Source organism: Azospirillum sp. UFLA03-27 (assembly GCF_059803775.1).
Genome location: NZ_JAUQTX010000257.1, coordinates 1 through 9151, shown reverse-complemented (window position 1 = coordinate 9151; position 9151 = coordinate 1). Strand labels below are relative to the sequence as shown.

Sequence of the window (9151 nt, the reverse complement as noted above, 5' to 3'; positions counted from 1 at the left end):
GCGTATAATCGTCGGCAGCGTCAGATGTGTATAAGAGACAGCCCCCTGCTCCATGGCCGACTGGAAATAGGGACGGTAGCTGAAATTCTGCCCGACGAAGCTGGGCGCGGCGTTCCAGTTGCTGGCCGCGACGGTGGTGCCCGCCCCGTTCATCACATAGAGGGCCGACGCCTTCAGCGTCGCCGCGATGGCCTCAAGCTTGCGGTTCATGCGGTCCACCCGCTCCGGGCTGGGGTCGCGCAGCAGGTCGGCGACCTCTTGGTCGCGGGCGAGCACCATCGGTACGGCGGCATGCCGCTCCAGCTCCGTGCGCAGGTTGGATTCGTACAGCGACAGCTGCGCCGCGCCCTGTTCGCGCAGGGATTCGCCGGCGTTGTCCGCCGCCAGGCCCGCGGCCACCGCCGCCGCCAGCGGCATGCCGACGACCAGCACAGCCAGCATCACCCGCCGCGGACGGGCGAACAGGAGGGGCGTCCGCCGGGCAACCCAGTCGCGGCTTTGCGAAAATGTCCAGCGGGTGGGGGCGATCCTAACCAACGGTCCTCAATCCATGCTGCGCCGCAACAAGGCATCGCAATGTGCGGATTTTCGCACATGGATTCTGCCCCTGTCGTGCGGATTCTGACCCACGCGTTCCGTCAGAGCGCTGCGATTGCTCGTTTTTACTTTTGGCACACCGCTTGCTTTGAGAGAGGCATGACGGGCAGGCCGCCGACCGCGAGACAAGAGCGGCAGCCCATTTCAGGAACGCCACGAGGAGACGAACATGCACGCCCAAGGGCAGCCCCAGAAAAAGCCATTCTACACGAACCTGACCGTTCAGGTTCTGACCGCGATCACCATCGGCATTCTGCTCGGCCATTTCTATCCGGCTATTGCGGTGCAGATGAAGCCCCTGGGCGACGTCTTCATCAAGATGATCAAGATGGTCATCGGCCCGATCGTCTTCCTGACCGTGGTCACCGGCATCTCCTCGATCGGCGACATGAAGAAGGTCGGCAAGGTCGGCGGCAAGGCGATCCTGTACTTCGAGATCGTCACCACCTTCGCTCTGGGGCTCGGCCTGCTGGTCGTCAATCTGGTGAAGCCGGGCTCGGGGATGAACATCCAGGCCGGCTCGCTGAAGGCCGACGCCGTCGCCAAGTATGCGACCGAGGCGCAGAACCACACGACCATCGACTTCCTGGTCAACATCGTCCCGGACAACGTCATCGGCGCCTTCGTCAAGGGCGACATGCTGCAGATCCTGTTCTTCGCGGTGATCTTCGGCGTCGCGCTGTCCGCCATGGGCCAGAAGGGCAAGGTGGTCGAAGACATGTTCGAGAAGGTGTCGCACGCCATGTTCGGCGTCATCGGCATCCTGATGCGCGTCGCCCCGCTGGGTGCGTTCGGCGCGATGTCCTTCACCATCGGCAAGTACGGCGTGTCGTCGCTGACCTCGCTCGGCCAGCTGATGGCGGCGGTCTACATCACGATGGCGCTGTTCGTCTTCGTCGTGCTGGGCAGCATCGCCCGCCTGTACAACTTCAGCCTCCTGACCTTCCTGCGCTACATCAAGGACGAGCTGCTGATCGTGCTCGGCACCTCCTCGTCGGAGTCCGTGCTGCCGCGCATGATGGAGAAAATGCAGAAGTTCGGCTGCTCCAAGCACGTCGTCGGCCTCGTCATCCCGACCGGCTACTCGTTCAACCTCGACGGCACCTCCATCTACCTGTCGATGGCCGCGATCTTCATCGCCCAGGCCTTCAACATCGACCTGACGATCTGGCAGCAGCTGACCATCCTCGGCCTGTTGATGCTGACGTCCAAGGGTGCTGCGGCGGTCACCGGCGGCGGCTTCGTGACGCTGGCGGCCACCCTGTCGGCCACCGGCCACCTGCCGATCGAGGGGCTGGCGCTGCTGCTGGGCGTCGACCGCTTCATGTCGGAAGCCCGCGCCATCACCAATCTGATCGGCAACGGCGTCGCCACCATCGTGGTCGCCAAGATGGAAGGCGAGTTCGACGAGACCAAGGCGGTCGCCGAATATCAGGAGCACTTCAAGGAGCCGGCCCTGGCCCGCATCTGACGCGGGTCCGGCCTCCCGTTCCAGGGGGTAAAAAGGAGGGGGCGGTCCGCCGCGGACTGCCCCTTTCCCATTCCGGTACTCGGACAATTCGGGTATAAGCCGGAGGGGAAACAGTTCGTCGTTCGGCAAATTAACTGAAATCAAGTTAAAAGGGGAGAGGACGTATGTCCGGCGACTTCGACGCGATGGCGCTTGAGTACCACCGGAATCCGAAGCCCGGTAAGTTGGCGATCGTCGCCACCAAGCCCATGGCGAACCAGCGCGACCTCGCGCTGGCCTATTCGCCGGGCGTGGCCGCGGCGTCCAGCGCCATCGCCGCCGACCCGGCCCAGGCCGCGGAGCTGACGGCCCGCGCCAACCTCGTGGCGGTCATCACCAACGGCACGGCGGTTCTGGGCCTGGGCGACATCGGTCCGATGGCCGCCAAGCCGGTCATGGAGGGCAAGGCCGTCCTCTTCAAGAAGTTCGCCGGCATCGACTGCTTCGACCTGGAGCTGAACGAGAAGGACGTCGACGGTCTGGTCGACACCATCGTCCGGCTGGAGCCGACCTTCGGCGCCATCAACCTGGAAGATATCGCCGCCCCCGCCTGTTTCGAGGTGGAGCGCCGCTGCCGCGAGCGGATGAAGATCCCGGTCTTCCACGACGACCAGCACGGCACCGCCATCGTGGTGGGTGCGGCGGTGCTGAACGGGCTGAAGCTGGTCGGCAAGGACATCTCCACCGTCAAGGTCGTCTCCACCGGCGGCGGCGCCGCGGGCATCGCCTGCCTGGACCTGATGCTCAGCCTGGGCGTCAAGCGCGAGAATGTCTGGCTGGTCGACCGCATCGGCGTGGTCCACAAGGGCCGCAACGAGGAGATGAACCCCTACAAGGACGCCTACGCGCAGGACACCGACGCCCGCGTGCTGAACGACGTCATCGACGGGGCGGACATCTTCCTCGGCCTGTCGGGCGCCAAGGTGCTGAAGCCGGAGATGCTGGCCCGCATGGCCGACAAGCCGCTGGTGCTGGCTCTGGCCAACCCGGAGCCGGAGATCATGCCGGACCTCGCCCGGCAGGCCCGTCCCGACGCCATCATCGCCACCGGCCGCTCGGACTTCCCCAACCAGGTCAACAACGTCCTCTGCTTCCCCTTCATCTTCCGCGGCGCGCTCGACGTCGGCGCGACGACGGTGAACGAGGAGATGAAGATCGCCGCCACCCACGCCATGGCCAGCCTCGCCCAGGCCGAGCCGTCGGACGTGGTGGCCGCCGCCTATGTCGGCGAGAACCTGCGCTTCGGGCCGGACTACATCCTGCCCAAGCCCTTCGACCCGCGTCTGGTGATCGAGGTGTCCTCGGCGGTCGCCAAGGCCGCCATGGAGTCGGGCGTGGCGACGCGGCCGATCGTTGACTTCCGCGCCTACCGCGACAGCCTCGGCCAGTATGTCTTCCGCTCCGGCCTCGTCATGAAGCCGGTCATCACCAAGGCGAAGGCGGCGCCCAAGCGCATCGTCTACGCGGAGGGCGAGGAGCCGCGCGTCCTGCGCTGCGCCCAGGTGGTGGTGGACGACGGCATCGCCCATCCGGTCCTGCTCGGCCGTGCCGACGTGATCGAGCGGACGATCGCTGACATGGGTCTGCGCATCCGCATCGGCAAGGACGTGGAGGTGATCGAGGCCGCCCGTGACCTGCGCTGCCACAACTACGCCGAGGTCTACCGGCAGCTCATGGGCCGCCGCGGCGTGTCGCCGGCCAACGCGCTGAACGTCGTGCGCACCCAGCCGAGCGTCTTCGGCGCGCTGATGGTCCGCCGGGGCGAGGCCGACGGCATGGTCTGCGGCACCTCGGGCCGCTACGGCGACCACTTCAACCACGTCATGGACGTGATCGGCCTGCGCAAGGGCGTGAAGGTGGCCGGCGCGATGAACGGGCTGATCTCGCAGAAGGGCACGCACTTCATCTGCGACACCTACGTCAACCCCGACCCGACCGCCGAGCAGGTGGCCGAGATCGCCCGGCTGGCAGCGGAGGAGGTGAAGCGCTTCGGCATCGAGCCGAAGGTGGCGCTGCTCTCCCACTCCAACTTCGGCAGCGCGGACACCCCGTCCGCCCGCAAGATGCGGCTGGCTTACCAGCTCATCGCCGAAGAGAATCCCGACCTGGAGGTGGACGGCGAGATGCACGCCGACGCCGCCCTGTCGGAGGTGCTGCGTAAGGGCGTTCTGCCCGACAGCCGCCTGAAGGGCGAGGCGAACCTGCTGGTGATGCCGACCCTGGACGCCGCCAACATCGCCTTCAACATGCTGAAGATCATGGCCGACGCGCAGAATGTCGGGCCGATGCTGCTGGGCGCCGCTCGCCCCGTGCACATCGTCACTCCGTCGGTGACGACGCGCGGTCTGGTCAACATGACGGCGGTGGCGGTGGTCGACGCCCAGCTCGCCGCCCCGGTGAACGCCGCCCCGCGTCCCCCGGCGCTGCAGGACGGCGAGGACTGAGCAACCGCCACCGCGGGGCCGGACGGCGCTTGCGCCGCTCCGGTTCCGCGGGCCACTCTGCCGGGATGAGTCCCGACGCCCCTTTCCGCGATGACCTGTCCTCCCTGACGGCATCGGCCGCCCGCCATCACGCGCAGGGACGGCTGGCCGAGGCGGTGACCGCCTACACCGACGCCTTGCGGCTGGACCGCCGCAACCCGGCGCTTCTCTACGGCTTCGGGTTGGTGCTGCGCGATCTCGGACAGACTGACGGGGCCGCCACATGCTTCGAGGCGGCCTTCGCTCTTGATCCCGCATGCGTGGACGCGGCCGACAGCCTGGGCACGCTGCGCGCCGGGCAGGGCCGTTTTACGGAGGCCGAAGCCTGCCACCGCGCCGCTCTGGCCCGCGGCGCCGAGCGTGCGACGTTTTGGAACAATCTGGCCAATGCGCTGAGCCGGCAAGGCCGGGCTGCAGCGGCCCTGGCGGCGTGGCAGCGCGCCGTTCTGCTCGACCCGGCCTTGTCGGAGGGGCTGTCCAATCTCGGCGGCGGGCTGCGCGCCGCCGAGCGGCTGGACGAGGCCGAGCGGGCGCATCGCCGCGCGCTCCGGCTCCTGCCGGAAGAACCGCAGGCCAACAACAATTTCGGCCATGCGTTGCAGGCGCGGCTCCGCCACGCGGAAGCGGCCCGCTGGTTCCGCCGCGCCCTGGCGCTCGAACCCGGCTATGCGGCGGCACTCTGCAATCTCGGTCTGGCGGTGCAGCGTCTGGGCGACGGGGGGCTGGCGGACCGTCTGTATGGGCGGGCGCTCCGCGTAAGTCCCGACTTGCCGCTGGCCCAGTTCAACCGCGGCCTGCTGCGGCTGGAGCGCGGCGCGCTGGAGGAGGGTTGGGCCGGCTATGGCTGGCGCTTCGCGTCCGGTCAGGCGGGTGGGGCGCGTCAGCTGCGGATGCTGGCGTGGCGTGGCGAGGATCTGGCGGACAAGCGCCTGCTGATCTGGGGCGAGCAAGGGGTGGGCGACACCATCCTGTTCTCCTCCCTCTGCGCGGAGGCCATCGCCCGTGCCCGTTCCGTGGTGATCGAAACCGACCGGCGGCTGGTGCCCCTGTTCGCCCGCTCCTTCCCCGCCGCGCTGGTCCGTCCCCAACGGAGCGACGCGGGCACGGTGCCCGATTGCGACCTGCACACGCCCATTGGTTCCCTGGCGCGGGTCTTTCGCCGCGACCTGTCCGCCTTCGCCAGTGCTGCTGGCGGCTGGCTGGTCCCCGACCCGGTTCGGGTGGCGTTCTGGCGTGACCGTGTCGCTGCGCTCGGCCCCGGCCTTCGCGTGGGGATCGGCTGGCGCAGCGCGCTGATGACTGAGTCGCGCCGTGCCGCCTACAGCCGGCTCGACCAGTGGGGGGCGCTGTTCGCCGTGCCGGGTCTGGTCTTCGTCAACCTCCAGTATGGCGTGTGCGAGGCCGAGCGGGTTGCGGCGGAGGACCGGTTCGGCGTCGCCATCCATCGTTGGGACGATCTCGACCTGACCGATGACTTCGATGGGACGGCGGCGCTGATGGCGAACCTGGATCTGGTGATCGCGCCGGCCATGGCGGTGGGGGAACTGGCGGCGGCGCTCGGTGTGCCGGTCTGGCGCTTTGGCGGGCGGGACTGGACCCAGCTCGGCACTGCGGTGCGCCCCTGGTTTCCGGCGCAACGCCTGTTCCAGCCACGGGCTGGGGAGGGCCTCCCTGGCGTGCTGAACCGGATGGCCGCACAACTCGCCCGACGCCCTATCTGAAATTTCGGCGAAAAACAATTCGCAACTTTACGTGCTTTGCAGTAAAGTGAGGATCCAGCGATCCATTCGCGCTTCTCCGTTTGGGGAGCGCGCCTGATGGGAGAAGGTGCCATGTCTGACGGAATGGCCGGCGTCAACCAGATGGTCTCGGACCTCAACAAGTCCGTGTCCGCTGCTGTGGAGCGCATGAACGCGCAACGGGAGGCCGAAGCCGCCGCCGCCGCGAACGTGCAGGAATTCCGCAAGGACGTCCGCAAATCCTCCGTCAACACCCCCGGCTTCGCCACGGACATGGGCGTTCTCGCCAAGAACGTGACCCGCCTGAACGTGGTCGGCGCGCTGGGCGCCGACGATCCCGTCGACTTCTACAAGTTCCGCGTGACGACCAAAGGCGAAATGACGCTGGGGCAGGTCGGCGACGAGGGGCTGCGCGTCCAGGTGATGTCCAAATTCGGCACGGTTCTGGCCGACAGCGACAAGAGCGCCGGAAAGAACTACGACGCTTTCAAGAGCATGATGCAGGGCGAGTACGAACTCGACCGCGGCGACTACACCCTGCGCCTGACGCGCGAGAAGGGCCAGTCGCCCAAGGACGCCAAGAATTACGCCATCCAGCTCAGCATGGGCAAATACACCCAGGATTACGACACGGTCGCCAAGGCGCCGAAGAAGGGTGAGAGCCCGTTCAACCTGTCCACCGGCCAGCAGGCCATGCTGGATGGACTGAGCCAGGCGGCGTCGAGCCTGAATTCCATCCCTACCGGCCAGACCGGCACGCAGAAGCTGATGGGCAGCTTCAATCTTTTCGTCTGACCGAAATCTATCTTCCGCAAGGCTGAAGCCCTTTCCCCATCCATGGGGGAAGGGCTTTTTTCATCCAGGGCTTGCGGTCTGCCCCGCTCGGCGCTCCTCCACCGGCGCACCCCGCAATCGGCGGACCTTTCGCCCGTGGGAAATGTTAAGCCAACGCTATGACCTCACCGGACCAACCGATCCTGCTCTGTCACGACTGCGGCGCGCCGCACGCCCTGCCGCCGGCCTTGCCCGGCCATCGTGCGGAATGCCACCGCTGCGGGGCGGTGCTGCGCCATTTCCGGACCGGCGGGCTGGGGCACGCGGTGGCCCTCGCCATCGCCTCGACGATCCTGTTCGTCACCGCCAATCTGTTCCCAATCCTGACCTTCGAGCTGGAGGGGCGGGCGCAGACGGCGACCCTGCTCAGCGGCTCGGTGGCGCTGTGGGACGGCGGCTACGAGGTGCTGGGCGTCCTGGTCTTCTTCGTGCTGTTCCTGGCGCCACTGGCGCAGGTGCTCGGCACGCTCTACGTCGTGATGCCGCTCGCCGCGGGGCGGACGGCGGCGCCGGGCGCGGCCTGGACCTTCCGGACCGTGGCGCGGCTGCGCCGCTGGGCGATGGCGGAGGTCTTCCTGCTCGGCCTGATCGTCGCCTATGTGAAGCTGTCCGATCTGGCGGAGTTGGAGCCGGGGGCGTCGCTGGCCGCCCTGGTCGCCTTCATCCTGGTGCAGGTGTGGGGGGAGGCGTCGCTCAGCCCCTTCGAGGTGTGGGAGCGGATCGCCCCGCAGACCCGTGTCGCACAAGCCGCCAACGCCGATCCGGAGCGGCTGACCGCCTGCCACGACTGCCATCAGGTGGTCGCCGGCCCGGAGGGCGGCGGGTCGGAGGGCGCCTGCCCGCGCTGCGGCGCCCGGTTGCACCACCGCAAGCCGAACAGCCTGCCGCGCGGCTGGGCGCTGATCTCCGCGGCGACAATCCTCTACATTCCGGCGAATCTGCTGCCGATCATGACGGTGGTCTATTTCGGCGCCGGCCAGCCCGACACCATCCTCTCCGGTGTGGAGGCGCTGATCGCGGCGGAGATGTGGCCGGTGGCCCTGCTGGTCTTCTTCGCCAGCATCACCGTGCCGGTGCTGAAGCTGATCGGGCTGGCCTATCTGCTGTGGACGGTGCAGCGGGGGTTGCCGAAGCGGCAACGCGACCGCACGCGGCTCTACCGGTTGATCGAGGGGGTCGGGCGCTGGTCCATGGTGGACATCTTCATGATCTCGCTTCTGGCGGCCCTGGTCCAATTGGGCGCCATCGCCACCATCCACGCGGAGCTGGGTGCCGTCGCCTTCGCCGCGGTCGTCATCATCACCATGCTGGCGTCGGACTCCTTCGACCCTCGGCTGATCTGGGATGCGCCGCCCCGGCGGGCGCAGCGGCAGGATTCCTCTATGATTGATGCCCATGACTGATCCGAAGCCCACGGTGGAGCCGGCCAGCCCGGTGATCCGCCGCCGCCGCGGCCTGCCGCTGATCTGGCTGGTGCCGCTGGTCGCCGCGCTGGTCGGCGGCTGGCTGGCCTGGAGGACGCTGAACGAGCGCGGCCCGACCATCACCATCACCTTCGACACGGCGGAGGGGCTGGAGCCCGGCAAGACCCGCGTGCGCTACCGCGACGTCGATGTCGGGACGGTGCAGGGGGTGGCGGTCTCGCCCGACCTGGCGAACGTCATCGTCTCCGTGCGCATGGTAAAGGGCGCCGCCTCCTATCTCAACGATCGGACAAGCTTCTGGGTGGTCAAGCCGCGGCTGGGCTTCGGTGGTGTGTCAGGCCTCGGCACGCTGATCTCGGGCGCTTACATCGGAATGGACCCGGGGACCGGCAATGGCGAGGCGCTGACCGCCTTCCGGGGCCTGGAGGAGCCGCCGCTGATCCGGTCCAGCTCGCCGGGGCGGCGCTTCGCGCTGCGCGCCGACCGGCTGGGCGGGCTCGGGCCGGGGGCACCGATCTATTACCTGTCTCTTATACACATCTGACGCTGCCGACGATTATACGC

General features: G+C 67.9%; 7 protein-coding genes. 6 read left to right on the top strand and 1 reads right to left on the bottom strand.

The features are described from left to right. Positions 1 to 441: PDC sensor domain-containing protein (locus tag Q4I23_RS27015; protein WP_498528250.1), on the bottom strand; the 441-nt coding region annotated here is incomplete at its 3' end. A 325-nt stretch (positions 442 to 766) separates the two neighbouring features. Between Q4I23_RS27015 and Q4I23_RS27010 the strand changes: the two genes are divergently transcribed. The 6 genes from Q4I23_RS27010 (at position 767) to Q4I23_RS26985 (ending at position 9131) form a co-directional block, all read left to right on the top strand. Continuing rightward, positions 767 to 2068, top strand: a complete 1302-nt coding sequence (locus Q4I23_RS27010) for a dicarboxylate/amino acid:cation symporter (RefSeq protein ID WP_498528249.1) — start codon at positions 767 to 769, stop codon at positions 2066 to 2068. A 164-nt stretch (positions 2069 to 2232) separates the two neighbouring features. Further along, on the top strand, positions 2233 to 4551 hold the full coding sequence (locus tag Q4I23_RS27005) for an NADP-dependent malic enzyme (protein WP_498528248.1): 2319 nt from the start codon (positions 2233 to 2235) through the stop codon (positions 4549 to 4551). Between the two features lie 65 nt (positions 4552 to 4616). Beyond that, complete coding sequence (locus Q4I23_RS27000; RefSeq protein ID WP_498528247.1) at positions 4617 to 6311, top strand: tetratricopeptide repeat protein; 1695 nt, start codon at positions 4617 to 4619, stop codon at positions 6309 to 6311. 111 nt (positions 6312 to 6422) lie between these two features. Then, complete coding sequence (locus Q4I23_RS26995) at positions 6423 to 7124, top strand: hypothetical protein (protein WP_237906408.1); 702 nt, start codon at positions 6423 to 6425, stop codon at positions 7122 to 7124. Between the two features lie 158 nt (positions 7125 to 7282). Further along, positions 7283 to 8566 carry a paraquat-inducible protein A gene (locus Q4I23_RS26990; RefSeq protein WP_498528246.1) on the top strand — a complete coding sequence of 428 codons (1284 nt, stop codon included), beginning with the start codon at positions 7283 to 7285 and terminating at the stop codon, positions 8564 to 8566. Continuing rightward, positions 8559 to 9131: an MlaD family protein gene (locus tag Q4I23_RS26985; RefSeq protein ID WP_498528245.1), complete on the top strand. Its 573-nt coding sequence runs from the start codon at positions 8559 to 8561 to the stop codon at positions 9129 to 9131. The genes Q4I23_RS26990 and Q4I23_RS26985 overlap by 8 nt, the downstream gene beginning before the upstream one ends. Positions 9132 to 9151 lie beyond the last annotated feature (20 nt).